The organism is Cytobacillus oceanisediminis, assembly GCF_004366035.1.
GTDB classification, from domain to species: Bacteria; Bacillota; Bacilli; order Bacillales; family Cytobacillaceae; genus Cytobacillus; species Cytobacillus oceanisediminis_C.
On sequence record NZ_SOEE01000019.1, the window covers coordinates 20,873 to 43,943 of the forward strand.

Annotated in this window: 19 protein-coding genes, 20 tRNA genes and 2 rRNA genes; 6 read left to right on the plus strand and 35 right to left on the minus strand. The window is 43.0% G+C overall.

Features of this window, described 5'->3' with window-relative positions; translation table 11 throughout:
* Positions 1-40 precede the first annotated feature (40 nt).
* The gene (locus DFO72_RS26915) at positions 41-199 is read left to right on the plus strand and encodes a DUF1540 domain-containing protein (RefSeq protein WP_113885567.1); all 159 of its coding nucleotides are present in this window, start codon (positions 41-43) and stop codon (positions 197-199) included.
* 377 nt (positions 200-576) lie between these two features.
* On the opposite strand, the gene menC is transcribed toward DFO72_RS26915, so the two are convergent.
* The 6 genes from menC to DFO72_RS26945 all read right to left on the minus strand — a co-directional run bounded on the left by menC (position 577) and on the right by DFO72_RS26945 (position 8,145).
* Complete coding sequence (gene menC / locus DFO72_RS26920) at positions 577-1,683, minus strand: o-succinylbenzoate synthase (protein ID WP_113885568.1); 1,107 nt, start codon at positions 1,681-1,683, stop codon at positions 577-579.
* Position 1,684: 1 nt separating this feature from the next.
* On the minus strand, positions 1,685-3,172 hold the full coding sequence (locus DFO72_RS26925) for an o-succinylbenzoate--CoA ligase (protein WP_113885569.1): 1,488 nt from the start codon (positions 3,170-3,172) through the stop codon (positions 1,685-1,687).
* A gap of 81 nt (positions 3,173-3,253) precedes the next feature.
* The gene (menB, locus tag DFO72_RS26930) at positions 3,254-4,075 is read right to left on the minus strand and encodes a 1,4-dihydroxy-2-naphthoyl-CoA synthase (protein ID WP_113885570.1); all 822 of its coding nucleotides are present in this window, start codon (positions 4,073-4,075) and stop codon (positions 3,254-3,256) included.
* Between the two features lie 75 nt (positions 4,076-4,150).
* Positions 4,151-4,990, minus strand: coding sequence for a 2-succinyl-6-hydroxy-2,4-cyclohexadiene-1-carboxylate synthase (menH, locus tag DFO72_RS26935; protein ID WP_113885585.1), 840 nt, complete (start codon positions 4,988-4,990; stop codon positions 4,151-4,153).
* 6 nt (positions 4,991-4,996) lie between these two features.
* Entirely contained in the window at positions 4,997-6,742 is a 1,746-nt protein-coding gene (gene menD, locus DFO72_RS26940) for a 2-succinyl-5-enolpyruvyl-6-hydroxy-3-cyclohexene-1-carboxylic-acid synthase (protein WP_113885571.1), read from the minus strand.
* Positions 6,739-8,145, minus strand: a complete 1,407-nt coding sequence (locus DFO72_RS26945) for an isochorismate synthase (RefSeq protein WP_113885572.1) — start codon at positions 8,143-8,145, stop codon at positions 6,739-6,741. Before DFO72_RS26945 ends, menD begins: the two co-directional genes overlap by 4 nt.
* 407 nt (positions 8,146-8,552) lie before the next feature.
* On the opposite strand from DFO72_RS26945, the gene DFO72_RS26950 reads away from it, so the two are divergent.
* The 3 genes from DFO72_RS26950 to DFO72_RS26960 are packed head-to-tail and all read left to right on the plus strand — an operon-like array spanning position 8,553 to position 10,535.
* Positions 8,553-9,485, plus strand: coding sequence for a 1,4-dihydroxy-2-naphthoate polyprenyltransferase (locus tag DFO72_RS26950; protein ID WP_113885573.1), 933 nt, complete (start codon positions 8,553-8,555; stop codon positions 9,483-9,485).
* 39 nt (positions 9,486-9,524) lie between these two features.
* A complete protein-coding gene (locus DFO72_RS26955) occupies positions 9,525-9,731 on the plus strand; it encodes a hypothetical protein (protein WP_113885574.1) in 207 nt (68 codons plus the stop codon).
* A 48-nt stretch (positions 9,732-9,779) separates the two neighbouring features.
* Positions 9,780-10,535, plus strand: coding sequence for a TraR/DksA C4-type zinc finger protein (locus tag DFO72_RS26960; RefSeq protein WP_113885575.1), 756 nt, complete (start codon positions 9,780-9,782; stop codon positions 10,533-10,535).
* 67 nt (positions 10,536-10,602) lie between these two features.
* Here DFO72_RS26960 and DFO72_RS26965 read toward each other — a convergent pair whose 3' ends face one another.
* A complete protein-coding gene (locus DFO72_RS26965) occupies positions 10,603-10,815 on the minus strand; it encodes a hypothetical protein (protein WP_113885576.1) in 213 nt (70 codons plus the stop codon).
* A 154-nt stretch (positions 10,816-10,969) separates the two neighbouring features.
* Here DFO72_RS26965 and DFO72_RS26970 point away from each other — a divergent pair, with 154 nt between their 5' ends.
* Positions 10,970-11,818 carry a dimethylarginine dimethylaminohydrolase family protein gene (locus DFO72_RS26970; RefSeq protein WP_113885577.1) on the plus strand — a complete coding sequence of 283 codons (849 nt, stop codon included), beginning with the start codon at positions 10,970-10,972 and terminating at the stop codon, positions 11,816-11,818.
* Positions 11,819-11,961: 143 nt separating this feature from the next.
* On the opposite strand, the gene DFO72_RS29735 is transcribed toward DFO72_RS26970, so the two are convergent.
* The 6 genes from DFO72_RS29735 to glgB form a co-directional block, all read right to left on the minus strand.
* A complete protein-coding gene (locus DFO72_RS29735; protein WP_166672562.1) occupies positions 11,962-12,132 on the minus strand; it encodes a hypothetical protein in 171 nt (56 codons plus the stop codon).
* A 150-nt stretch (positions 12,133-12,282) separates the two neighbouring features.
* Positions 12,283-14,697: a glycogen/starch/alpha-glucan phosphorylase gene (locus DFO72_RS26975; protein ID WP_113885578.1), complete on the minus strand. Its 2,415-nt coding sequence runs from the start codon at positions 14,695-14,697 to the stop codon at positions 12,283-12,285.
* On the minus strand, positions 14,687-16,138 hold the full coding sequence (glgA, locus tag DFO72_RS26980; protein WP_113885579.1) for a glycogen synthase GlgA: 1,452 nt from the start codon (positions 16,136-16,138) through the stop codon (positions 14,687-14,689). Before glgA ends, DFO72_RS26975 begins: the two co-directional genes overlap by 11 nt.
* Positions 16,135-17,163: a sugar phosphate nucleotidyltransferase gene (locus DFO72_RS26985; RefSeq protein ID WP_113885580.1), complete on the minus strand. Its 1,029-nt coding sequence runs from the start codon at positions 17,161-17,163 to the stop codon at positions 16,135-16,137. The genes glgA and DFO72_RS26985 overlap by 4 nt, the downstream gene beginning before the upstream one ends.
* 54 nt (positions 17,164-17,217) lie before the next feature.
* A complete protein-coding gene (locus DFO72_RS26990; protein ID WP_113885581.1) occupies positions 17,218-18,363 on the minus strand; it encodes a glucose-1-phosphate adenylyltransferase in 1,146 nt (381 codons plus the stop codon).
* Complete coding sequence (gene glgB / locus DFO72_RS26995; RefSeq protein WP_113885582.1) at positions 18,305-20,251, minus strand: 1,4-alpha-glucan branching protein GlgB; 1,947 nt, start codon at positions 20,249-20,251, stop codon at positions 18,305-18,307. Before glgB ends, DFO72_RS26990 begins: the two co-directional genes overlap by 59 nt.
* A gap of 223 nt (positions 20,252-20,474) precedes the next feature.
* On the opposite strand from glgB, the gene DFO72_RS27000 reads away from it, so the two are divergent.
* Positions 20,475-20,672, plus strand: coding sequence for a hypothetical protein (locus DFO72_RS27000; protein WP_113885583.1), 198 nt, complete (start codon positions 20,475-20,477; stop codon positions 20,670-20,672).
* An 87-nt stretch (positions 20,673-20,759) separates the two neighbouring features.
* On the opposite strand, the gene DFO72_RS27005 is transcribed toward DFO72_RS27000, so the two are convergent.
* From DFO72_RS27005 to DFO72_RS27110, 22 genes are all read right to left on the minus strand, one after another.
* Positions 20,760-20,831, minus strand: a tRNA-Glu gene (locus tag DFO72_RS27005).
* A 7-nt stretch (positions 20,832-20,838) separates the two neighbouring features.
* A tRNA-Ser gene (locus DFO72_RS27010) sits at positions 20,839-20,929 on the minus strand.
* 5 nt (positions 20,930-20,934) lie between these two features.
* Positions 20,935-21,009: transfer RNA gene (locus DFO72_RS27015), tRNA-Asn, on the minus strand.
* A gap of 14 nt (positions 21,010-21,023) precedes the next feature.
* Positions 21,024-21,100, minus strand: a tRNA-Ile gene (locus tag DFO72_RS27020).
* Between the two features lie 4 nt (positions 21,101-21,104).
* Positions 21,105-21,178: transfer RNA gene (locus DFO72_RS27025), tRNA-Gly, on the minus strand.
* A 14-nt stretch (positions 21,179-21,192) separates the two neighbouring features.
* Positions 21,193-21,268: transfer RNA gene (locus tag DFO72_RS27030), tRNA-Phe, on the minus strand.
* Between the two features lie 24 nt (positions 21,269-21,292).
* Positions 21,293-21,369, minus strand: a tRNA-Asp gene (locus DFO72_RS27035).
* A gap of 3 nt (positions 21,370-21,372) precedes the next feature.
* Positions 21,373-21,446 (minus strand) — tRNA-Met (locus tag DFO72_RS27040).
* A gap of 12 nt (positions 21,447-21,458) precedes the next feature.
* Positions 21,459-21,551 (minus strand) — tRNA-Ser (locus tag DFO72_RS27045).
* A 13-nt stretch (positions 21,552-21,564) separates the two neighbouring features.
* Positions 21,565-21,641: transfer RNA gene (locus DFO72_RS27050), tRNA-Ile, on the minus strand.
* A 17-nt stretch (positions 21,642-21,658) separates the two neighbouring features.
* A tRNA-Met gene (locus DFO72_RS27055) sits at positions 21,659-21,735 on the minus strand.
* A gap of 18 nt (positions 21,736-21,753) precedes the next feature.
* Positions 21,754-21,829 (minus strand) — tRNA-Ala (locus tag DFO72_RS27060).
* A gap of 9 nt (positions 21,830-21,838) precedes the next feature.
* Positions 21,839-21,915: transfer RNA gene (locus DFO72_RS27065), tRNA-Pro, on the minus strand.
* Between the two features lie 7 nt (positions 21,916-21,922).
* A tRNA-Arg gene (locus DFO72_RS27070) sits at positions 21,923-21,999 on the minus strand.
* A gap of 15 nt (positions 22,000-22,014) precedes the next feature.
* A tRNA-Leu gene (locus DFO72_RS27075) sits at positions 22,015-22,103 on the minus strand.
* 6 nt (positions 22,104-22,109) lie between these two features.
* Positions 22,110-22,184: transfer RNA gene (locus DFO72_RS27080), tRNA-Gly, on the minus strand.
* A gap of 8 nt (positions 22,185-22,192) precedes the next feature.
* A tRNA-Leu gene (locus DFO72_RS27085) sits at positions 22,193-22,277 on the minus strand.
* Positions 22,278-22,292: 15 nt separating this feature from the next.
* Positions 22,293-22,368 (minus strand) — tRNA-Lys (locus DFO72_RS27090).
* A 57-nt stretch (positions 22,369-22,425) separates the two neighbouring features.
* A tRNA-Thr gene (locus tag DFO72_RS27095) sits at positions 22,426-22,501 on the minus strand.
* A 20-nt stretch (positions 22,502-22,521) separates the two neighbouring features.
* Positions 22,522-22,597: transfer RNA gene (locus DFO72_RS27100), tRNA-Val, on the minus strand.
* Between the two features lie 9 nt (positions 22,598-22,606).
* Positions 22,607-22,723 (minus strand): 5S ribosomal RNA (rrf, locus tag DFO72_RS27105).
* A 252-nt stretch (positions 22,724-22,975) separates the two neighbouring features.
* Positions 22,976-23,071: ribosomal RNA gene (locus tag DFO72_RS27110) — 23S ribosomal RNA — on the minus strand; the annotation flags it as partial.

The window sequence follows — 23,071 nt, forward strand, 5'->3', positions numbered from 1 at the left end:
TTCAACGTGGTCACAATTTTCTGGTAAGGGGTGTTTGAAAATGGCAAAAGACGTTTTATGTGAAGTTAACAACTGCACTTTCTGGAAAAATGGGAACCGATGCAGTGCAGATCAAATATATGTAGTCAGCCATACTGGCGAAACTGCAGACAACAGCAAAGAAACAGACTGCAAAACGTTCGAGCCTCATGACCTTTAATAGGTGACAGCACCTTCCGGGGGTTATCGGATTGCTGGTCTTGCACTTAATTGAGTTAGGCGAAATGCTGCAAAAGCGGTGCATTTTATGCATCGCTTTTGTGTTTTTTATAAAAACAAGTTTATTAAGATTTCTACCGGGAATGTATAGAGTAACAACAACTTATAGGAGTGATACATATGTTATCAACCATTATTTTGCTTGGAGCTGCTTTTGCCGCTGCTGCTGGATTAAGCTCCTTTGCCATTAAAGAGGATTCATTGATTAAAGACGAAATAACACAATAATTTATTATAAAGGGCGCTGATAATGCGTCTTATTTTTTTGCAATATAACGAAAACCGCAATTCTGCCAAATGCAGAACTGCGGTTTTTACTTATAAAGCAATGCTTTCTTTTGAGGTGGAAACTTCATTCAGCCTTTTTTCATTAATTTCATAACCGATTCCCGGTTTATCAGGAACTTTTATCATCCCATTTTCCACAGTGACTTCGGGCAGAATGATGTCTTCTTCCCAATACCTGCCCGACGCTGAAATATCACCGGGAATGGAAAAGCCCTCCATAGAGGCAAGAGCAATATTGTGTGCACGGGAGATTCCGAACTCCAGCATGCCTCCACACCAGACTTGGATTCCTTTATCCAGGCAATAATCATGAATCTTCTTTGCTGTTCCCAGACCCCCAACACGGCCAATCTTAATGTTGATGATTTTACAGCTTCCCAGCTCGACAGCTCTCCTGGCATCATTAAAGGTGACAATACTCTCATCCAGGCAAATTGGCGTTTTCAGCTCCTTCTGAAGCTTTGCATGATCAACAATATCATCATATTCCAGCGGCTGTTCAATCATCAGCAGCCCGAAATCATCTAGCCTTTTTAAATGTTCAATATCGTCCAATGAGTAAGCTGAATTAGCATCTGCCATGATTGGAAGGTCGGGGAAAAAGCGGCGGATTTCTGAAATCAATTCATAATCGTTAGAGGGACTGATCTTTATTTTGACCCTTTGATAGCCGCTCTCCAGATAGTATTCGATTTGCCTTCTTGCTTCTTCCTTTGTTTTAGCGCCAACAACCACGCCGGATGGAATCAATTCCCGCTGGCCGCCTATATATTTTGATAGAGAAATATCCTCTTTTTTGGCTGCCAAGTCCCATAATGCCGTTTCAAGTGATGCTTTCGCCATTTGATTCCTTCTGAAAGCGTCAAAAACCTGTCCTGCTTCTGAAGGATGCTTTATATCCGCATTACGCATTTTTGGGATAAGGAATTCTTTTAGCATATGATAGCTCGTTTCAACCGTTTCCTCCGTATACCAGGGTGATGAAAAAGCGACTCCTTCCCCGTAGCCTTTCCGTCCTTCCTGATCGATTACCTCAATAATAATACCTTCTCTATCCTTCACTGTCCCTAAATGCGTGGAAAAAGGTGTTTTCAAAGGCATCGCGATTTTATATAAAGTAATTGTCTTAATATTCATGCTAATTCCCGCTTTCCTCAAGCAGCTCCCGAAGTTTTCTTCTTAGTATCTTTTTTGAAGCGTTCCTGGGGATTTCATTAATGATGATAAGTTTTTTAGGTACTTTATACTTTGCCAGCTTCTCAGAGCAATACTTCATCACTTCTTTTTCATCCAGATTCTCGTCTCCAGCAATAAAGGCGACAGGCACCTCACCCCAAACATCGTCCTTCATGCCGATAACCCCTGCATCCGATATTTGGGAGTGTGAAACAAGCGCACCCTCGACTTCAGCCGGATAGATATTTTCACCGCCTGAAATGATTAAATCTGACCGCCGATCAAGCACATATAAGAATCCTTCTTTATCCACATATCCAATATCTCCAGTTGAAAGCCAGCCACCCTTTAGTTTTTCCGCTGTTTCCTCTTTTCGGTTTAAATACCCTTTTGTTACATTTGGACCTTTCACAAAAATTTCGCCCGCTTCTCCGGGGTCAGCATGCTTTCCATTTGGAACAGCAACTTTCAGCTGGGAAGGAAATAAAGGCTTGCCGGCCGAACCCAATTTGCTGAGACTGTATTCCGGAGCCAGTGTAACAATCTGGGACGAAGTTTCTGTCATTCCGTAAGTCTGGTATACAGGAATTCCCTTCTCTCTGCAATCTTCAAGAAGAGATTTCGCTGCAGGCCCTCCCCCTAATAACATACATCTGAAATTCACAGGCAGCTTTTCATCTTTAAGTTCATCTGCGATCCTGGTGAGCATCGTACTTACAACAGACATAATGGTCACTTTTTCGATGGAAATGGCTTCAATGGCTTTTTCTTCATGGAAAAATTCAAAAAGAACCATTTTCATGCCGTAGATAATGCTTCGCATTAAAATGGAATAGCCGCTAATATGAAAAATCGGGACAGCACACAGCCAGCTGTCGTTTTCATTCAAACCTAAGTTCAATGCAGAGCCCACTGCACTCCACCAATGATTTCCGTATGTTTGCAGAACACCTTTCGGGTTGCCGGTTGTACCGGATGTATACATGACCGTACAAACCTCATCAAGACTTATTTCATCTACTACTGACGGCCCATCAGGATCTCTCCTGAATAGATCTTCTTTATAGATAGCCGAAATTCCCCCTAAAGAATTTACAACTTTTTGGGTTACCTCATTAAAAGTATTCTCGGTTAAAAAGAAAGCGGACTTCGAATCATTCATTTGCCAAATCAATTCCTCAGCAGTCAGCCTGTTATTTAATATGACGGCTTTTACATCGAGCAGCTGCAGGGCCAAAAGAATAAAAACAGTGTCTTCATGATTTCGGAGAAGGACACCTGCAAACTGTCCTCTCACGCATCCAGCTGCCTGCAGCTGCCCTGCTATCGTGTATGCACGCTCATATACTTCAGTAAATGTATAGGTTTTCCCCAAAAAGGAAAGGGCAGGGCGATCCGGGGTTAAAAAAGCCCGCTTTTGAAGAAAATTAGGAACTATTTGCGCTTCCATTATATACTCCTCATTTCATGCGATTTTTCATATAAAAACAGCCTGATGGCAAGCCATCAAGCTGAAAAAATTAATATTCAATCAAGGGAAACGCGGGAATTGGCCGAAGTCAGGCTTGCGCTTTTCTTTAAATGCGTCACGGCCTTCTTTTGCTTCTTCCGTTGTATAGTATAGAAGCGTTGCATCCCCGGCGAATTGCTGGATTCCTGCAAGTCCATCTGTATCGGCATTGAAGGCAGCCTTCAAGAAGCGGATAGCCGTCGGGCTCTTCTCAAGAATTTCTTCACACCACTTAATTGTTTCTTCTTCCACTTTCTCAAGCGGTACTACTGTATTGACAAGCCCCATATCCAAAGCTTCCTGAGCCCCGTACTGGCGGCACAGATACCAAATTTCGCGTGCTTTCTTATGACCTACGATTCTTGCAAGATATCCTGAACCATAACCTGCATCGAAGCTTCCTACTTTAGGTCCAGTTTGTCCGAATACAGCGTTATCTGCTGCAATCGTTAAGTCACATACGATATGAAGGACATGTCCTCCACCAATCGCATAGCCTTTTACCATTGCAATAACCGGCTTAGGAATGACACGGATCAGGCGCTGCAGATCCAGTACATTTAAACGAGGGATCTGGTCGTCGCCTACATATCCGCCATGTCCTCTGACAGATTGGTCCCCGCCTGAACAAAATGCCTTGTCTCCGGCACCCGTCAGGACAATAACACCTACATTTTCATCATCGCGCGCGAACGCAAATGCATCAATTAATTCCATTACCGTTCTTGGAGTAAAGGCATTGTGGACTTGCGGTCTGTTAATCGTAATTTTCGCAATTCCATTGTATGTTTCATAAATGATTTCTTCGTACTGTTTTCCTGCAACCCATTCAACAGCTGACATACATGAATCCTCCTTAATATGTATTAGAAAGCGTTAATTGCCGCACAGATTTGCAGCAGCAAATGACATCATTCCTCAATCTTTGCTGCCATTTGTATTATTCTCCCCTGTCTGCGACAAAAACCCACTTACTATTGTACCAAATAATTCAGGTTTCTCCACATGAATTGCATGTCCAGCATCTTCAGCGGTCTTCCACTGGACATTTGGCAAAATTTTTGACATTTCTTCCGCAATTCTGCAGAATTTTTGATCCAGGTTTCCGGTAACTAGAAGGACTGGCATTTCGAGATGTGCAAGCTCATCCCACCAGGATGGCTGCACGCCAGTGCCCATGCCATTCAGGCTGTTTGCCAGACCATCAATGGAATTGGCCAAACGCTGGCTTCTTATTCTGGTTCGAATTTTTGCTGGAAGACTATTTTGGCTTTGAAATAAAGGAATGTTCTCCCAATAGTCAACAAAATTTTTAATGCCTTCCTTCCGGATTCTTTTAGACAATGTTTCATCCTGAATCCTTCTTTCATACCTTTCCGATTCCGTTCTAAGACCTGGAGATGCACTTTCCAAAATCAGCTTGCGGACCTTTTCAGGATAATTAACCGCAAAAGTTAGCGCAAGGCGCCCTCCCATAGAATATCCAAGAACATCGATCTTCCCGATTCCCATCTTTTCTAGTAGACTGTTAATCACTGCGGCCGACTCTTCTATTTGATAATGGCCAATATCAGGTGGTGATGCAGACTTACCATGGCCGATGATGTCCAAAGCTATTGTCTTCGAATGATTCTTCCAGAAGGGAGCGAATTCTTTCCATCCTTCACTATTTCCTGTGAAGCCATGGAGAAGCAGAAGCGGAAATCCCGTTCCCCATGTATCGACATGATATCGAACTCCATTAATGACATATTTCATCGGCATTCACCCTTCCAGCAATCGACTTATTTCCCGGGAAACAGATTCCCACAATTCTCGATGCTCGGTTAAATTCCTGTCCCGATTTGTCGTAATTTCCATTACCTTTATTCCTGATCTGTCCATACTCTGTTGGAAGGCGGAAATAAAATGTTCCCAATCTGAGATTAAATCATAATGACCGCCAAACATTTTAATGGCATGGCTGAAATCCAGATCAAGAGGTGTTCCAAACAGTTGTTCAAAATTTCTGGGGTGATTTGCCTGCGGCAGGAATGAGAAGATTCCGCCTCCATTATTATTAATCAGCAATATATTGATATCTATCCCATACTGCTTAGAGGCAATTAAGCCATTTAAGTCATGGAAAAAGGTTAAATCACCAAGCACTAGATACAGCGGCTGTGAGGCCATACCAGCACCAAGAGCAGTTGATACGGTGCCATCAATGCCATTTGCTCCCCTGTTGGCCATTATTCTAATGCTCTTTTGATTATAATGGAAGAATGTATCCAGATCCCGTATAGGCATACTATTTCCTACAAATAGGGTAGAGCCTTCCGGCAGCCATTCCGCAAGCTGGAAAAATAATTTCCCTTCGCTCAATTCACCCACTTCATTAATATCCGCAAGCCTTGATCGGGTAAGATCATTGATTTTTCTCCATAAAGCAATGTACTCATCATTCTCTGGAGTGTTTAAATATGACGTGACAGACTCGCAGAATAGAAGCTCATCAGAATGAATCATTTCGGTCGAAAGCAGTGAAGGGTCCCGCCATCCGCCGCCTCCATCAACAATAATTTGTCGGGCAGTGCTGTTTTCTTTCATAAAAATGGTCAACGGCTTCGATACAGGCATAGCACCAAAGCGTATAATGACATCCGGCTTGAGCGCCTTTTTTGCATCCTCATTTTTCAAAAAGCTATCATATGCATCAATAATGAAGCTTCCTTCGTGAAGCCCGCTTCTTAGCTGGGATAATGGATCTGCAATGATTGGATAGTTCAGCTTTTCCGCCAGCTTAATCACGGCTGCAGGGAAGTCAGCTTTCTCCAAAGGACCGCAGACAATAATCCCTTTTTGTGCAGAGTTTAATATCTGTGCCATTTCCTTGTACTCTTCATTAGGCAAACCAATCTGGCCACTATGGATATTCACATAACCTTCGGTGCGCTCACTCAGCTCAAATAAATCATTGCGGTCAAGCTGCGGTACTAAAGGCTCACGGAAAGGAAAGTTAAGATGAACCGGACCTGCTGGTGAGCTCTGGGCAGCAGAAGCTGCTCTTGCGCAAACTGTGCGGGCATAACGAAGCATTTCTGCTGTATTCTCAGGAGGAGCCATCTCAACAAACCATTTTACATTTTTTCCATACAAATGGATCTGATCGATCGCCTGTGGAGCACCAACATCCCTAAGTTCATGAGGCCGGTCCGCAGTAAGCACGATTAGGGGCACTCTGGAATACCGGGCTTCCACAATGGCAGGATAGTAATTGGCTGCAGCCGTTCCAGATGTACACAGCAAAGCAGCTGGTCTTTGGGATGCCTTAGCAATCCCCAACGCAAAAAAGGCAGCCGAGCGCTCGTCCACATGGATATGTACACGAAGCTCCGGATGCTCTGCCATTACCATAGCCATTGGGGTAGAACGGGAGCCGGGACTGACCACGACATCCTCCACCCCGCTTTTTACTAATTCAGCCACAAATGCGGCTATATATGAAGTTAAAGCTTCCTGATGATTCACTTTTCATAACCCCCAAGAGCCGTAAGCATTGGCCGGAATTTAATTTTTGTTTCCTGATACTCGCTTTCGGCATTTGAATCCTGCACCACTCCGCAGCCTGCGAATAAGGATGCTTCATTTCCCTGAATAAGACCAGATCTGATTGCAACAGCATATTCGCCATTTCCTCTGAAGTCCATCCATCCTAATGGAGCAGCATAAAAGCCCCGGTCCAGTTCTTCTGCTTCTCTTATTTTTTCCACAGCTTCTCTTTTAGGAAGACCTCCAAGAGCAGGAGTCGGATGCAGACGGTCAACTAAAGCTAGAAGGGAAGCATCTCCCTTGGTTTTTCCTCTCACAGGAGTATACAGGTGCTGAATATCTCTCATCTTCATCAGCTGCGGCTCATCCGGCAATTCAACTTCTAAGCAGGATTCCTCCATTGCCTCCTTAATCATATCAACCACATATTGATGTTCGGTTAAATTTTTCTGATCATGCAATAAAGTATCGCCCAGGATATGATCATCTTCTGCTGTTTTGCCTCTTGGTATGGAACCTGCCAGACAAGTTGTAAAAACATTTTCTCCATATTTCTTTATAAGCCGTTCAGGAGAGGCTCCAATAAAGCAGTCACCGTTCGATTCAAAAGCAAAAATAAAGCTTTCCCTCTGCATTTCCATCAGGTTCCAGAGTACTCTTTCAATCTCAATCGGCTTTTCATAGATAAGCCTGGACTCCCGGGCCAGCACGACCTTTTTTAATGATCCTGATTTAAGTACATCTACAACCGCATCTACTGTCTCCATCCATTTTTCCGGATTTATATCTGCTTCTTCCTGAAGAGTGTTTGAATTCTCAGGATGAAAATCGCTGATTGAAGCCATTATCATGCCCCGTTCGGCCACTATCTTTTCAAAAAGAGTATCACCGTCATGCTGAGTGCAGACAACATTTGTTGTTAAAAAGGCCTGTCCATTCATTTCACTGTACATATAAGTCGGCACATGAAAAAGGGAATCAGAATACTTCGACCAAAGTTTTGTTTTCTTCTTTAGCGGATCGAAAGAAAAGCCGCCAAACATCACGGGCCCTGTAGCATTTTTATCATAAGGGTTAAAAATAATGCTGTTATTAATAAAACGCTTCCATTCATTTTCAACGCGATTAAATCTGCCGGTACTTTGATCTGACTGGATTTGCTTGCAAATCCCAAGCCCGATTATATAAGTTTCTCCAGAAGGATCCTTCCAGAAAAAGCGTTCACCAAAAAAACGGCTCTTTCCTGCCGCATAAAAAGAAAGGGGGTCTATATGATTTATTTTTTGAACTTCGCTCACTAAAACAGGCTTTGATAAGGCTTTGGCCCTCTCAATTGCCTCTTGGATCCCTTCTTTTAGTTCCGTATCTTGTATCGTAACCAAAAAAATCCCTCCAATAACAGCTTATATTGCCGTTATCCTACTTTAAACTTATTCTAAGATACACCTGTGATTCAGGGAATGTCAATGATGTCAATCACGTCATTCCATTTTGCATCCTTATTATATTATAGCTTACTTTAGGCATCTATAATATGAATTGAACTCAATTGAGCATTTAGCACAGTTAACTTCGGGAAGTGCTGCTTTAAGTTTCCTTTATCCATGGAAAATACCGGTTCTGTTTACGGCAATAATCCGTTGACACTCTTGGATTATTTACCTAAACTTAAGTTGTTTGGTATATAGCCGTACTTTGACAATACCCTGGTAATCGGTTAAAATAAACAAGTTTGAATGATGCAATTAATGATATCATTACAGAATAGATAAATAAGGGGAGAGTTATCATGCAACCACAAGCACAGACAAATTTTCCGCCTGCTTCCAACTCAAAGAACTGGAGGGTCTGGTGGCAGCTGACCAGGCCACATACTCTTACCGCTGCCTTTGTGCCGGTTCTGCTTGGAACAGCTCTTGCAATGGAACTTACTGAAATAAATTTTGGCCTGTTTTTTGCTATGCTGGCAGCAAGCCTGCTGATTCAGGCTGCCACTAATATGTTTAACGAATACTATGACTTTAAAAGAGGGCTTGATACGGAAGACTCTGTCGGAATTGGGGGAGCTATTGTCCGGGAAGGAATCAAGCCAAAAACGGTTCTGAACCTGGCTTTTGGCCTTTATGGAATTTCGATATTGCTTGGATTCTATATCTGCATGAACACAAGCTGGTGGATTGCAGCAATTGGACTGGCCTCCATGGCAGTTGGATATTTATATACAGGCGGTCCTCTTCCGATAGCGTACACACCTTTTGGTGAATTATTTGCAGGTTTTTTCATGGGAATGCTAATTATCCTAATTTCTTTTTATATTCAGGCAGGAACCGTAACAGCAACAAGTGTTTTAGTTTCCTTCCCAATTTTGATTCTTGTTGGCGCCATTCTGCTGGCCAATAATATCAGAGACCTGGAGGGCGACAAGGAATTCGGCCGCAAAACATTGGCAATTCTTTTAGGAAAAAAAGGAGCAATCAAGCTCCTTGCCGCAATGTTCATCGTTTCGTATGCATGGGTTTTCATATTAATCGCCATGAACATCATAACACCATGGCTTGCTATCGTTGTTCTAAGTGCACCTAAGGCCATTAAAGCAACGAAAGGGTTCATTGGAAAAACACTGCCTATGCAAATGATGCCTGCAATGAAAGCCACTGCCCAGACAAATACAATCTTTGGCTTTCTTTTATCAGTAGGCTTGTTTATCGGATATCTTTTATAATTAAAAGGAACCTCTGCTTTTATAGCAGGGGTTTTTTGTTTGGAAAAAAACAGCAGAAATCACCCTCTTGGTTTCATCCCATTCTTAACGGGTATTTTTTATTTAAGGAAGATGCTTGACCCTAAAATTTTTTCTTCCGTTATGATTTTGCCAACTACGTCCATACTAAACCCATATGGACTAAGATTTTTAAAACTCGGCAGAGCAAGAACGGCAGAGCTCGGCTTAATTTTGGGCAAGACTTAATCAGAGGCCTTTTTATAAAATTTATCAAATCCAAGGATGTGACATAATATGTTGACCAATGAACAAATCAGCCGTTTGAAAAAAGAATTGAATGATGAAAAAAAATCACTGGAATCCCAGCTTCAGGTCAATAAAGAAGGAAGCCTGGAAGGTGCAAGTGCCAGAGACACAGTAGGAGAGCTATCTCTTTATGACAACCACCCAGCCGATATGGGTTCTGAACTTTATGAGCGTGAAAAGGATTTTGCTTTAGAAGAACATCATGACTCTGAACTGAATAAAGTAAATGCAGCTCTGCAGGCAATTGAAGATGGTTCATACGGCAAATGCAAAGAGTGCGGTTCCGAAATTCAATATGAGCGGCTTGAAGTGATTCCAGCAACCCTTTACTGCAAGGAACATAGTCCAGAGCAAAACGTGCCCGGAGACCGTCCTGTCGAAGAAGATGTACTTGAGCCTGCGCATGGGAATACCTTTCAGCATCATCAATTCAGAGAAGTCGTGGATAACGAAGACAGCTTCCAGGAAGTTGCCCGTTTTGGCACTTCTGAGACACCCTCTGACCTAAGAGGCGACTATGAAGATTATAACTCCCTTTATAATGAAGGGCATGATGACGAAGGGTTTACAGAAGATTATGAGACGTTTATCGGAAATGACCTTGAAGGCAAGGAGAGAAAAGTCTATCCTTCCAAGAAACAGGAAGAGTATGAAGCGATGCTGGATGAGAATGATATCGAAGCACCTTATGGTGATGTGCCTTATCATGAGACTGACGGCTATGTGGATGAAGATAAGGATTAAAGTAAAAGCGATGCAGCTGCATCGCTTTTTTATGTCAAATGGCAAAATAAGATACCCTTGTATATATTTATAGTTTGGATTCGATATCCTGGATAATCTCATCAATCGTATCAGAAACATCGTTTGTGCGGCGGGCAATGGAGATGCTGAATTCCAGCAGTTCTTTATAATTTTTCACCGGAATAGAATCATTTGTTTTCTCGAATACATTTAGTTGCAGTCCAATATTTTGAAGATGCAGCAAAACTTCTTCCATTGATCCTTTCTCGATTTGGTACATTTAACAGCTACCCCCTTTATATCTAATGATTTCATTATCAGGGTTTTTAAACCTTTTTTGTAGTGGGAATTTTTGTTAATATTTGCACTTTACGGAGTAAAACCGCTTCTCATAGGCAATATTATCTTAAGAATATATCGCTGGGAGGATCACAATGTCTGGACAAATAAAAGCTGCATGCTTTTCAGAATATGACAAACTTGAACAAGTAGTGTTATGTGAACCGAAGTACATGACGATTGTAGATACCATTAATGAAACACAAAAGCATTATGAAAAAGAAGGAATTAATATAGACGCAGCCATGAAACAGCACAGACATTTTGTCAGTGCATTAAAGGATCAGGGAATCAATGTGGTTTTGCTGCCCTCGCTTGAAAAATATCCTGAGCAGGTTTTTACCCGTGATATCGGATTTACACTTGGAGAAAAGGTATATGTTGCTGAAATGGCGGCAGATATTCGGCAAGGAGAAGAAAATGTTCTGAAACAATGGCTGGAAGTAAACCAGGTCCCTTTTTACAATCTTACGGGAGACCGCATAGAGGGAGGAGACGTCCTGATCGATGGCCAAACCATATATGCTGGAGTTAGCAGCCGTACCCACGAAGAAGCGATCGAGCATCTTCGCAGCCTTATGACCGATTATGATGTCGTATCCATTCCTTTCACTGATACATATCTGCATCTTGATTGTGTATTCAATATTATTTCACCGGAGGAAGCTCTTATCTTTCCAGGAGAGATCCACGGGGAAAAAATCAAAATGCTGGAATCACGCTATGATTTAATAAAAGTATCGGAAGAGGAGCAATTCACGCTCGGAACCAACGTCCTCTCTATCGGCAATAAAAAAATCTTCAGTCTTCCGATTAATAAGAATGTCAATAAAGAGCTCAGGTCCAGGGGCTATGAAGTCATTGAGGTAGACATTACTGAAATCATTAAATCCGGAGGTGCCTTCCGCTGCTGCACGATGCCGGTTAGGCGCAGTAAAGGGTAGATCTCCTGCCTCAATGAAACGGAATAATTGATAAACTCTCTTAGAAACCGCCTTTTTGTGAATAACTACTGTTTTCTCTTGACATCTGCTGTTTGGGAGTTAGTCTCGTGATTAACTCCCAGTTTCTCTTAAGTACCTTTATTTTAGACGTTATTCCCGCTGACTAACTCCTGATTTTCTTGAGCACCTTCATTTTGGGCGCTATTCCCATTGTTTACCCCAATTTTCTCTTGTGCACTTTCATTTTGGGCGGTATTCCCCCTGATTAACTCCCATTTTCTCTTGAGCACCTTCATTTTGGGCGTTATTCCCATTGTTTACTCCTATTTTCTCTCGTGCACTTTCATTTTGGGCTGTATTCCTCCTGATTAACTCCCATTTTCTCTTAAGCACCTTCATTTTGGGCGTTATTTGCACTAATTAACAAAAAACAGCCTCTTCTCATTGAAGGGCTGTTCTCCTTTTTACTTATTAATCATCTCAACGCCAGCGGGCTTAATTTTCCAGATTTCCCTTGCATATTCGCTGATTGTTCGGTCGCTAGAAAAATATCCTGAACCGGCAATGTTCATTAAGCTCATTTTCAGCCAATGTTCCCGATCCTCATATGCTTTCCCAGCTTCTTTCTGGATATTGACATAGGAAGCAAAATCTCTCAACACAAAGTATTGGTCATTTTCCATCAGGAGTGAGTCAAAAATGGGCTCGAATTCATCATCGGCATCCGGGAAATATCCATTCACGAGCTGGTCGGCAACCTGGCGGATTCGCTTATCATGATGATAATACTCTCTGGAATTATATCCGCCATTTTGGTAATAGCTGAGAACCTCATCTGCCGTTAGGCCAAAGATAAAAATATTGTCATCTCCTGCTTTTTCTTTTATCTCAATATTGGCTCCATCCAGCGTGCCCACTGTCAAAGCGCCATTCATCATGAATTTCATATTGCCTGTACCGGAAGCTTCCTTGCTTGCCGTTGAAATTTGCTCACTGATATCCGCAGCCGGAAAAATTTCCTCCGCCAGTGAAACCCGGTAATTTTCCAGGAAGATAACCTTAAGAATATCTCTTGTCTGCGGGTCATTGTTTATCTTTGCAGCGACGGTATTAATTAATTTAATGATTTTCTTTGCATAGTAATAGCCTGGCGAAGCTTTTGCCCCAAAAATAAATGTCCGCGGGTGCATGCGGAAATTGGAGTCTTCCTTCAGCCTATTATATAAATGCATAACATGAAGAATATTTAACAGCTGGCGTTTATAAGCATGCAGACGCTTAACCTGAATGTCAAAAATGGAAGACGTATCAACCACAATGCCCTGCTGCTCCTGAATGCGCTTCGCCAATCTTTCCTTGTTCAATTGTTTAACCTGATGCAGCTGATCAAGGAAAACTCTATCATTCTTATAAACTGCCAGTTCGTGAAGCTTTTCCGGTTCCCGAATCCAGCTAGCCCCAATGCCCTCATTAATAAGATCGGACAAAAGCGGATTGGCTTTCAGGAGCCATCTTCTATGTGTGATCCCATTAGTTTTATTATTAAACTTCTCAGGAAAGATTCCATAAAACTGATTCATTTCCCGATTCTTTAAGATTTCTGTATGAAGTGCGGCAACACCATTTACACTGGAGCTGCCGACAAGGGCAAGGTGGGCCATCTTAACCTGGTCATGTGCGATGATCGCCATATCCTCAATCCGCTTCCAGTCACCCGGATATCTGTCCCAAAGTTCGCGGCAAAAGCGCTCATTGATTTCATTAACTATCATATAAATCCGCGGAAGCAAAGGCTGGAAAATGCGGACAGGCCATTTCTCCAACGCCTCCGAAAGAGTTGTATGATTCGTATAGGCAATCGTCCGGACGGTAATGTCCCAGGCTTCCTCCCAGCCCATTCCTTCTTCATCCAGCAGGATTCTCATAAGTTCAGGAATCGCAAGGACCGGATGTGTATCATTAATATGAATGCTCACAAACTCATCGAAGTCTCTTAAACTATTATGCTGCTTTCGATAGGAACGCACAATGGAACGGATACTGGCCGAAACCAGAAAGTATTGCTGCTTCAGCCTTAGAATCTTCCCTTCATCATGGGTATCATCAGGATATAGGAACTCCGAAACAGATTCGGTTTCCCGTTTATATTTTAAAATATCATGATTTACAGGATAAGGAGAGGGTTCAGCATTCCAAAGCCTAAGAGTGTTAATGGTATCTGTTTTATATCCAGCGACAGGCATATCGTAAGGAACAGCCGAAATCGTCTCAGCATTCACATGGCGGAAAACAAGCCTGCCGTCGTCCTCTGCCGTTTCGACTTTGCCCCAAAAAGGAACTTCAATTGCCAGGTCTGCTTTTCTTACTTCCCAGACATGACCGTTCCGCAGCCACTGCTCCGGAAGCTCCACCTGATAGCCATCCACAATTTTCTGCTCAAATAGTCCATGCTTATAACGAATTCCGCAGCCATGGCCGGGAAGATTCAAGGATGCCAGTGAATCCATAAAGCAAGCTGCCAGACGTCCCAGCCCGCCGTTTCCAAGCCCTGCATCTGCCTCGATTTCTTCAAGGCGGTTCAAGTCAATTCCCAGATCTGCCAGACCTTCCTTGACAACCTGCTCAATTCCCAGGTTTATCAGATTATGATGAAGCAGGCGCCCTAATAAAAACTCGATGGATAAGTAATACACCTGCTTTTCACGGTCGATGCGGTACCGCTCATTTGTATTAATCCACTCTGTGCTCACATGTTCCCTGATCATATTTCCGAGCGTGAAGTAATGATCTCTTTCTGTGCTTTCACCAAAGCTTTTACCGCAGGACATCTCCAGTTTCTTCAGGAATTCCTCTTTGAACTCATCACGATCAGAAAACATGGCTTTCACTCCTTGAAACAAGGCCTGCATATAGCTGATTGTATTTGAAAGCAGATTGCGCCCAGCTATAATCCATTCCCATTGCATTTTTCATAATTTGCTCCCATACTTTGCTGTCACCGTAAAAGCTTATTGCTCTTCTAATAGTGTACAGCATATCATGGGCATTAAAATGGCTGAAGGAAAAGCCGTTGCCTTCTCCTGTGTATTCATTATAAGAATGAACAGTATCATTTAATCCGCCTGTTTCCCTGACGATGGGAATGGATCCATACCTCATTGCGATCATCTGCCCTAAACCGCAGGGCTCAAATTGTGAAGGCATTAAGAATAAATCGGATCCTGCATAGAATTCATGTGCAAGCCCCTCATCAAACCCAATAAATGCTTTGCACTTATCTGGGTACCCCGCTTCCATCTCCCTGAAAAATTGCTCAAACTCAGGATCCCCAGTTCCCAAAACAAGAACTTGTATATCATCCTGCATAAGCTCATGGAGCACACATTTAACTAGATCCAGGCCCTTTTGTTTTGTCAGCCTTGTAACCATGGCTATAAGAGGAACCTCTTCCTTTACCGGCAGGCTGAATTTTTTCTGAAGGGGCATCTTATTCTCTTTTTTAATCTGAAGCTTTTCAACGGCATAGTTCTCTTTTATAAATGGATCCTTCTCAGGATTATAAAACTCATCATCAATCCCATTTAAGATTCCTTCCAAATCATAAGCTCTGCGCTTCAGCAAATCATGCAGTTTCTCTCCGTAATATTTCGTTTGAATTTCATCTTTATAAGTAGGGCTGACTGTTGTAATTTTATCAGCAGCAACAAGTCCGCCCTTCATAAAATTGATATTTCCGAAGAATTCAAGCTTATCTGGATGAAAGTGGCTATAGTCAAGCCCTAATAGATCCCCTAAAGCACTCCCCGGCATGATTCCCTGAAACTGAAGATTATGAATGGTGAAGACTGTCCGAATGAACTCATACCCCTTTTTCGAACGATACTCAACCCTAAGCAGAAAAGGAATTATCCCAGTATGCCAATCATGGCTGTGAATGACATCCGGGTAGAAATCAATATACTGAAGAGCATCCAGCACGGCCCGGTTAAAATAGGCAAACCTCTCTCCATCATCATAATACCCGTATAATTTTTCACGGTTGTAGTAGTATTCATTATCAACAAAATAGAATACGATTCCCTGATGCTCAAGTTCTTCAATTCCGCAAAACTGGTTTCTCCAGCCTACTTGAACTGTAAACTCGCACTTTTTAGACATTTTCTTTTTTAAATCATCTGATATGGAACCATACTTAGGAAGAATAACCCGTACGTCAGTCCCCTGCTTTGCAAGTTCTTTTGGAAGAGAACCGGCTACGTCGGCAAGACCTCCGGATTTAACGAATGGAACACATTCAGAAACAGCAAACAATACTTTCACGAGTTCATCAGCGCTCCTTGTACGGTACCTTTGCGAATAACCAGAGGCATTTCATGTCTTCCCTCAATTCTGGCACCGGATTCTACCTTAACATCTTTATCTAAAATAACGGAGTCTAAAACACAGTTTTCTCCAATTTGGGTTTTTTGCATAATCATGCAGTTTTTCACGACTGAACCTTTGCCAATTTTCACCCCGCGGGAGATAATGCTGTTCTCAACTGTCCCTTCAATCATACATCCATTCGCAATCATCGAATTCTTTGCGCTTGCACCTTTCATATAACGGGTTGGCGGTTCATCTTTTACTTTTGTATAAATCGGCTGGCTGCGCAGAAAAATATTATTCCATGCTTCTGGTTCCAATAGCCCCATGCTGGCAGCAAAGTAATTTTCAATGGAATCAATCATGACGGCCAAACCGTCATATTCATAATTGCATATCGTATAGGAATGATGGATGTCTGTAACGACATCACTCATGCATGTGTATCCAGTTTCGTTTCTATTCTCTATTAAGCTAACGAGCAGCGAAGTTTTTACAAGGTACATTTCAAGGGAGCGCCCATCCTGCCGAACAACTGTAATATCACAACCGGTCATAATATGTCTATCTAGAACAGGCCTGAAATCCATATTAAAAACGGTAAAACAGTTTGAGATCAATGCATACTCCTGTTTACTGCGATAAAAATAATCCAAATTAGCAGCAAAGTGATTGAAAGATCCAATACCTTTACTTGGACTATCCAGCAAAGGAGATGGGAAAAAGAATAGCCCATCCCTTTTTCTATTTAGGTCCCAGTTTTTCCCCGAACCAAGATGATCCATTAAAGAGCGATATTGATACTTCGGAAATATGGCAACACTTTCAATATCCGAGTTGACCATATTGGAGAGAACAAAATCGATTAGCCTATAGCGGCCTGCAAACGGAACAGCTGCGAGCGACCTGTGTACTGTCAATTCCTCTAAATCTTCATGGTAGGTTGTTGCGTCTATCACACCAAGCATTCTCTTCTTCATGACATTACCTCCCGTTTTATTGGCCAGGCGCCGTTTTGGCATCCAGGCTGTGAATTAAGAACAAATTCCCTGTATCATTTCCTGTGTTATCAGAATAATTTCATCATCTTCTTCGGAAGCACTAATCACAACGCCATCAGGTATGTTCATTCCGCTTGGCACAATCGCCTTTTCAATATAGACATTTTCACCAATTACAGCATCAGGCATGATGACCGATTCACGGATCACAGTATTCTTCCCAACCAGAACCCCTTGAAATAGCACTGACTTTTCAACTTCCCCTTCAATTGTGCAGCCTTCATTTATTAAAGACTCCGCAACCTCTGCTTGAGTTGAAATATACTGTGGAGGATGATTCGGATTCACTGAATAGATCCTCCAATCATGATCAAATAGATTCAGCTCGCATTCATCATCCAATAAATCCATATTTGCCTCCCACAGGCTCTTGACTGTACCGACATCCTTCCAGTAGCCATTGAACGGGTATGCGAACAGCTTTTTATTTTCGTCAAGCATTAATGGAATGATATCCTTGCCAAAATCATGACTTGATTCCGGATTGCGGTCATCCATTTCCAGATATTCCTTTAAAACAGGCCAATTAAAAATATATATTCCCATAGAGGCCAAATTATTTTTGGGATATGCTGGTTTTTCCTCAAATTCTGCGACCCGCATCTCCTTATCCGTGTTCATGATTCCGAACCTGCTTGCCTCCGGCCAAGGCACTTCAATTACAGAAATAGTGGCATCGGCGCCTTTTTCAATATGATAATTCAGCATCAGCTCATAATTCATCTTATAAATATGATCACCGGATAAAATCAGGACATATTCTGGATCATATTGCTTTAGATAATTGAGGTTCTGATAAATGGCACTCGCTGTTCCTGTATACCACTTGACTTCCGATGATTCGCTGTAAGGGGGCAGCACTGTCACACCGCCGTTCTTTCTATCAAGATCCCATGCGCTTCCTATGCCAATATACGAATTCAGAACCAGCGGCTGATATTGGGTAAGAACACCTACTGTATCAATACCGGAATTAGTGCAATTGCTCAATGTAAAATCAATAATCCGGTATTTCCCTCCAAACGGAACTGCGGGTTTCGCAAGACTTTTTGTCAGAGAACTAAGCCTGCTCCCTTTCCCTCCTGCTAATAACATTGCGACGCACTTTTTCTTTCCCATTTTCCTTCCTCTCCTTCCGATGTTTTACAGGGCGTAAGATTGAAATGCCAAATGGCGGAACAGACATTTCCAAACTGAACGGCTTGCCATGAAACTCTTTTTCCTCAGTCTTGAGGACCCTCTTATTGGTGCAATTTGATCCTCCAAAGCTATCCTTATCACTGTTGAGTATTTCCCTATAAGACCCCGCCTTTGGAATCCCAATACGATAATTAGGGTAGTAAGCAGGTGTGAAATTGCAGACAATCACATGAAAATCATCCACTTTTGAGCCTTTTCTGATAAAAGAAAAGATGGATTGGTCTGCATTATGACAATCAATCCATTCAAAGCCATCCTGAAGGTGATCAAGCTCAAAAAGAGCCTTTGAACGTTTATAAATCTTTATTAATTCTTTCACATAATCATTTGCTTTTTTATGCATCTCGTAATCAAGCAGATGCCAATCAAGCTGTTCTTTGTCTTTCCATTCGGAAAACTGCCCAAGTTCGCTCCCCATGAAAAGAAGCTTTTTGCCGGGGTGGGCAATCATGTAGCCAAGCAGGAGCCTGAATTGCGCAAATTTTTGCCAGTAATCTCCCGGCATTTTATCAAGCAGTGATTTTTTCCCATGGACAACTTCATCATGTGAAAAAGGCAGTACGAAGTTTTCTGTAAAAGCATACAAAAGCGAAAACGTCATCTTTCCATGAACATCAGATCGCCTCTCAGGTGCTGTTTCCATATATGTAAGAACGTCATTCATCCAGCCCATATTCCACTTGTAATGAAAACCCAGCCCCCCATAATGGACTGGTGCAGTCACTTGCGGCCAGTCTGTTGAATCCTCTGCCATCATAAGAAAGGAGGAGTCGTATTGAGAAACAACTTTATTTAAATTTTGCAGAAAACGGGTGCCGAATGGATTTTCTGTCTTTCCATCCCGGTTAGGCCAATAGATGATATTAGCCACCGCATCAACCCGGAAGCCATCAATATGATATTTTTCCATCCAAAAAACAGCGTTGGAAATAAGAAAGCTTTGCACTTCATTTTTGCTGAGGTCAAAATTAGCAGTCCCCCATACTCTGTTCTCTCTGTCGTCTTCTGTTTCATACTCATACAAATACGAACCATCAAACTGGTAAAGACCGTGGGCATCTTTGCAGAAGTGCCCCGGTACCCAGTCCAGAATGACCCCAACACCCTGCTGATGGCACTGATCAACAAAATACATAAAATCATGCGGGCTGCCATAACGGCTTGTAACAGAGTAATAACCTGTTCCCTGATAGCCCCAGGAAGCGTCGAGCGGATGCTCAATTAGAGGAAGCAATTCTATGTGCGTAAACCCATGCTCCACCACATAAGGAATGAGTTCATCTGCAAGCTCCCTGTATGTATACAGACTTCCAGACTCTTTTTGCTTCCACGAACCCAGATGGACTTCATAAATGACTGCAGGCTCAGTATAAATAGGCTTCGTTTCTTTTTTTTGCATCCATTTGCTGTCATTCCACTGATATCCGTCCAGCGAATATACTTTAGATGCTGTATTGGGCCTTACTTCTGAAAAAAAGCTATAAGGATCAGCCTTTAGTATCACATCCCCTTTCTTTGTTTCAATTTCATACTTATACAAGGCACCTTCCATGTTTCCATCCAGCTGAATAAACCAGACACCTTCATTATTCACTCTATGTAAGGTATAGCCTTCTCCATTCCAATCATTAAAATCACCGACTAATCTGATAATTTCGGCGTTCGGTGCCCACACGCAAAAACGGGTAATCACTTCTCCGCCATTTGAAACTACATGTGCACCAAATAACTGGTGACTCTCATAATATGTCCCTTCATGGAACAAATGCAGCTGATAATCGGTTGGAACCAAAGTATCCACTACCATCCTTCTCCCCACCCAGTGTCGTTTCTTTTGACTTTCCTGTTATATTCGTGGAAGGTGAGAAAAATCCTTGTAAAAGTTTTTTTAATTTTGTGACAACAACATTCAAATCCCGCTAAAAACTGATAGCATTCTGCCCAATTTAACAGCCTTCGACATAATCTCCGGTAAACTTAGACAAGATAAAACAAAGTATGCAAGCAAAAAATGAAAGGAGAATAATATTTTGAGCAATAAAGAAGAGGAGTTTTTATTAAACGAGGCATCAAAAAATGAAATAAGAATTCCATTATTTGAAGCACCGGATGGCAAGATTATGGCCATAGGGGATATGTTTAGAGGCCCTTATACGGGGATATCTTCTGAAATTGATTTGAATAACCCGGGCAATAAATTAAGTAAGGAAGAAGAGATGTTTGATTAAAAAACAGAGAAGCAACTAACCGAGGGTAAGCTGGAACAGAAAAGACAACAAAAAAGCTGCCAACAAATTGTTGACAGCTTTTTTGTATGACCCCTACGGGATTCGAACCCGTGTTACCGCCGTGAAAGGGCGGTGTCTTAACCGCTTGACCAAGGGGCCAATAATATGGCGGAGAAGGAGGGATTTGAACCCTCGCGCCGGTTACCCGACCTACACCCTTAGCAGGGGCGCCTCTTCAGCCACTTGAGTACTTCCCCATATATGGCTCCGCAGGTAGGATTCGAACCTACGACCGTTCGGTTAACAGCCGAATGCTCTACCACTGAGCTACTGCGGAACAATAATATAAAATGGTGGGCCTAAATGGACTCGAACCATCGACCTCACGCTTATCAGGCGTGCGCTCTAACCAGCTGAGCTATAGGCCCATTTTGGAGCGGGTGAAGGGAATCGAACCCTCATCATCAGCTTGGAAGGCTGAGGTTTTACCACTAAACTACACCCGCATAGGGTTCTAAAATGGTGGCTCAGGACGGAATCGAACCGCCGACACAAGGATTTTCAGTCCTTTGCTCTACCGACTGAGCTACTGAGCCATATTATTAATTTTTTTGTAGAAATGGCGGTCCGGACGGGACTCGAACCCGCGACCTCCTGCGTGACAGGCAGGCATTCTAACCAACTGAACTACCGGACCAGATTGCGGGGGCAGGATTTGAACCTGCGACCTTCGGGTTATGAGCCCGACGAGCTACCGGACTGCTCCACCCCGCGACAATAATATTATGGAGGAGGAAAGGGGATTCGAACCCCTGCGCGGTTTGACCCGCCTGTCGGTTTTCAAGACCGATCCCTTCAGCCGGACTTGGGTATTCCTCCGTATAAATGAAAATGGTGGACCTTGTAGGACTCGAACCTACGACCGGACGGTTATGAGCCGTCTGCTCTAACCAGCTGAGCTAAAGGTCCAGCATCGATGAATGAAATGGTAGCGGCGGAGGGGATCGAACCCCCGACCTCACGGGTATGAACCGTACGCTCTAGCCAGCTGAGCTACACCGCCGAAATGTTAAAATATTCATGGTGGAGCCTAGCGGGATCGAACCGCTGACCTCCTGCGTGCAAAGCAGGCGCTCTCCCAGCTGAGCTAAGGCCCCAGTATTAAATGGTCGGGAAGACAGGATTCGAACCTGCGACCCCTTGGTCCCAAACCAAGTGCTCTACCAAGCTGAGCTACTCCCCGTATATAATGGCGCGCCCGAGAGGAGTCGAACCCCTAACCTTTTGATCCGTAGTCAAACGCTCTATCCAATTGAGCTACGGGCGCATTATTAAATTCTACTGGTGCCGAGGACCGGAATCGAACCGGTACGGTAGTCACCTACCGCAGGATTTTAAGTCCTGTGCGTCTGCCAGTTCCGCCACCCCGGCAATAAATGGAGCGGAAGACGGGATTCGAACCCGCGACCCCCACCTTGGCAAGGTGATGTTCTACCACTGAACTACTTCCGCATAAAGAATGGTGCGGGTGAAGGGAGTCGAACCCCCACGCCTTGCGGCGCCAGATCCTAAGTCTGGTGCGTCTGCCAATTCCGCCACACCCGCAATATGAAATTAAAATGGTGAGCCATGAAGGACTCGAACCTTCGACCCTCTGATTAAAAGTCAGATGCTCTACCGACTGAGCTAATGGCTCATACTTTTATGAGACTTCCTAAAGCTTGAATGGCTTTATTTTCTAAAAGAATTGAAGTGGTGCCGGCGAGAGGACTTGAACCCCCAACCTACTGATTACAAGTCAGTTGCTCTACCAATTGAGCTACACCGGCAGCTTGTACATTTAAATTAATGGTGGAGGATGACGGGATCGAACCGCCGACCCTCTGCTTGTAAGGCAGATGCTCTCCCAGCTGAGCTAATCCTCCATTATTAACGCCCGGCAGCGTCCTACTCTCACAAGGGGACAGCCCCTAACTACCATTGGCGCTGAGAAGCTTAACTTCCGTGTTCGGTATGGGAACGGGTGTGACCTTCTCGCTATCGCCACCAGACTATTTTTCAAAGACAAGTTTTATTATACCGTCTTTTTAAGATTTTTCAAGAGGAAATTTCATATTTTTCATTCCCTCAAAACTAGATAATGTATGAAGAAGCATTTGCCGAGTATTCACCAATGACTTGTCTAGCTTCGGCTCCTAACTTCTCGGCCGTTTCGATCCGTCCCTCCAAATCCCAAAACCAGGATTTGAATGGCCGGCTCTCCAACGTCTCTCGAAGTTGAACAGTCGCCTCCGCTTTTCGTTTTGGTTAAGTCCTCGATCGATTAGTATCAGTCAGCTCCACATGTCGCCACGCTTCCACCTCTGACCTATCAACCTGATCATCTTTCAGGGATCTTA

What these genes read in the sequence shown, in the direction of transcription:
- glgB (WP_113885582.1), bottom strand. Translation starts at nt 20,251, where the DNA reads ATGGTAGTGGATACTTTGGTTCCAACCGATTATCAGCTGCATTTGTTC.
- DFO72_RS26925 (WP_113885569.1), bottom strand. Translation starts at nt 3,172, where the DNA reads ATGGAAGCGCAAATAGTTCCTAATTTTCTTCAAAAGCGGGCTTTTTTA.
- DFO72_RS26985 (WP_113885580.1), bottom strand. Translation starts at nt 17,163, where the DNA reads ATGAAGAAGAGAATGCTTGGTGTGATAGACGCAACAACCTACCATGAA.
- DFO72_RS26970 (WP_113885577.1), top strand. Translation starts at nt 10,970, where the DNA reads ATGTCTGGACAAATAAAAGCTGCATGCTTTTCAGAATATGACAAACTT.
- DFO72_RS26975 (WP_113885578.1), bottom strand. Translation starts at nt 14,697, where the DNA reads ATGTTTTCTGATCGTGATGAGTTCAAAGAGGAATTCCTGAAGAAACTG.
- menH (WP_113885585.1), bottom strand. Translation starts at nt 4,990, where the DNA reads ATGAAATATGTCATTAATGGAGTTCGATATCATGTCGATACATGGGGA.
- DFO72_RS26990 (WP_113885581.1), bottom strand. Translation starts at nt 18,363, where the DNA reads ATGGGAAAGAAAAAGTGCGTCGCAATGTTATTAGCAGGAGGGAAAGGG.
- DFO72_RS26965 (WP_113885576.1), bottom strand. Translation starts at nt 10,815, where the DNA reads ATGTACCAAATCGAGAAAGGATCAATGGAAGAAGTTTTGCTGCATCTT.
- DFO72_RS26960 (WP_113885575.1), top strand. Translation starts at nt 9,780, where the DNA reads ATGTTGACCAATGAACAAATCAGCCGTTTGAAAAAAGAATTGAATGAT.
- menB (WP_113885570.1), bottom strand. Translation starts at nt 4,075, where the DNA reads ATGTCAGCTGTTGAATGGGTTGCAGGAAAACAGTACGAAGAAATCATT.
- DFO72_RS26950 (WP_113885573.1), top strand. Translation starts at nt 8,553, where the DNA reads ATGCAACCACAAGCACAGACAAATTTTCCGCCTGCTTCCAACTCAAAG.
- DFO72_RS29735 (WP_166672562.1), bottom strand. Translation starts at nt 12,132, where the DNA reads ATGGGAATAACGCCCAAAATGAAGGTGCTCAAGAGAAAATGGGAGTTA.
- menC (WP_113885568.1), bottom strand. Translation starts at nt 1,683, where the DNA reads ATGAATATTAAGACAATTACTTTATATAAAATCGCGATGCCTTTGAAA.
- DFO72_RS26915 (WP_113885567.1), top strand. Translation starts at nt 41, where the DNA reads ATGGCAAAAGACGTTTTATGTGAAGTTAACAACTGCACTTTCTGGAAA.